The sequence below is a fragment of the Ligilactobacillus sp. 110_WCHN genome (genome assembly GCF_030518115.1).
GTDB lineage: Bacteria > Bacillota > Bacilli > Lactobacillales > Lactobacillaceae > Ligilactobacillus > Ligilactobacillus aviarius_C.
The window spans coordinates 1-1,746 of sequence record NZ_JAULLI010000043.1; the positions used below are offsets into that span (position 1 = coordinate 1).

Genomic DNA, 1,746 nt, shown 5'->3' on the forward strand with positions numbered 1-1,746 from the left:
CCTCGTAATATATGTTTTGTAATCATCTCATGATGATTTTCCTTAAAAATTAAATTCTTTGTTTTAGTACTGTGTGGTGCCTGAGATAATAGTCATATAGGAAAGTCCTAAATGGGATTGTTCTAAATTCTCCTGTAGGTACAACTACTTTTAAAAGCGTGTTTCCCAGACCATTGCTATAACTTCATACGCATTACTTGTTTCTCTATGGGATTTATTTCAACTTAGTAGAGTTGAAATGCAGCTTTTATCTCATAGAATGAAATTCTTTTATGCGAGGCTGCTGTTATGCAATGTTATCTTGGGCAGCCCTCAGTACTAAAACAATTCCTAAATTCAATCAGAAAGGAGGTCTTTCCTTATGAATTTATTTGTTGGTTTAGACGTTAGCTCTGAGACATTAGAGGCATGTTTTCTTGGCGATCAAATCGACCAAGTATTCTTACGAACTCGTTTCACTAACGACACCGTTGGTGCTAACCAAATCAAAAATGAGATCATCAGGCTTAATGCTGAAAGCCATTTTAAAAAGATCATGATTGGTATGGAATCAACTTCACTTTACAGTTTTCATCCGGCAATTTTCTTTCAAAACGATCAAGAATTGAAAGCATTAAATGTCAAAACTGTGATTGAAGATCCACGGCGAGTTCGGAAATATGCCGAGTCTTACGATACCGATAAAACTGATTATAATGATGCTTTTATCATTGCTGATTATTTGAGAATTGGACGAGGAACTACTTCACCAATGCGTGAAGAGAAATTTATGGCTTTACAACGCCTTACTCGTTCTCGTTATCAACTAATTCAACAATTAACTGAAACTAAACAACATTTTCTTGAAAATCTTTGTTATAAAGTCAATACCTTGTCACATGAATTAGACTCTGTTCAAGTATTTAGTGCGACAACAATTGAACTAATGACTGAAGAATTATCAATTGATGATTTAGCTAATATGCCGCTTGAAGACCTGGCTGAATTAGTTCAGAAAAAAGGTCATGGGCGTTTCAAAGACCCAAAGGTTTTTGCGAAAACCATTCAAAAAGCATGTCGCAATTCATATCGTCTTGACAAGACGATGGCTGATTCTATCGATACTATTCTTGGAATCTTAGCTCGTGAAATGCGTGGATTAACTAAATCGATCAAGGATCTTAATAAAGCAATCGAAGATTTAGTTTCTACAACACCAGAATATAAATGTTTAACCAGTATTCCAGGCGTTGGCCCAGTTTATGCCGCTGGCATTTTAGCTGAAATTGGTCAAATTGAACGTTTTCCCGACCAAGCTCAACTAGCGAAATATGCTGGTTTAACTTGGAAACGAAAACAGTCTGGAAACTTTGAATCCGAAAACACTAAATTAAGCCAAACAGGAAATCGATACTTTCGATATTACCTTGTTGAAGCTGCCAACTCGGTAAAGAATCGTGTTCCTGAATATAAGACTTTCTATCAGCGTAAATACGCTGAAACACCTAAACATAAACATAAGCGAGCCCTCGTTTTAACCGCAAGAAAATTTGTGCGCTTGGTGGATACGCTACTACGTAATCACCAACTCTATATGCCACCGAAGGAGGCTAAAGAGACTGAATAAATAATTTTTATTCAATGCGCATATCCTTCTCAACCTAAAATTTTTAGGATTTTAGGCTAGTCTTATTTGAGTGCGCCTAAAAACAAGAAATATAGTGGTAAATCAAATCAATTTATTCTTGACTTAATACCATTACGCTT

General features: G+C 35.8%; 1 protein-coding gene. It reads left to right on the forward strand.

Features of this window, described 5'->3' with window-relative positions; translation table 11 throughout:
- The first annotated feature begins 361 nt into the window (after nt 1-361).
- Entirely contained in the window at nt 362-1,606 is a 1,245-nt protein-coding gene (locus Q3C15_RS08605) for an IS110 family transposase (RefSeq protein WP_204779734.1), read from the forward strand.
- The last annotated feature ends 140 nt before the right edge of the window (nt 1,607-1,746 follow it).

Excerpts from the sequence above, each read along its gene's own strand:
- Q3C15_RS08605 (WP_204779734.1), top strand. The coding sequence starts at position 362 with ATGAATTTATTTGTTGGTTTAGACGTTAGCTCTGAGACATTAGAGGCA.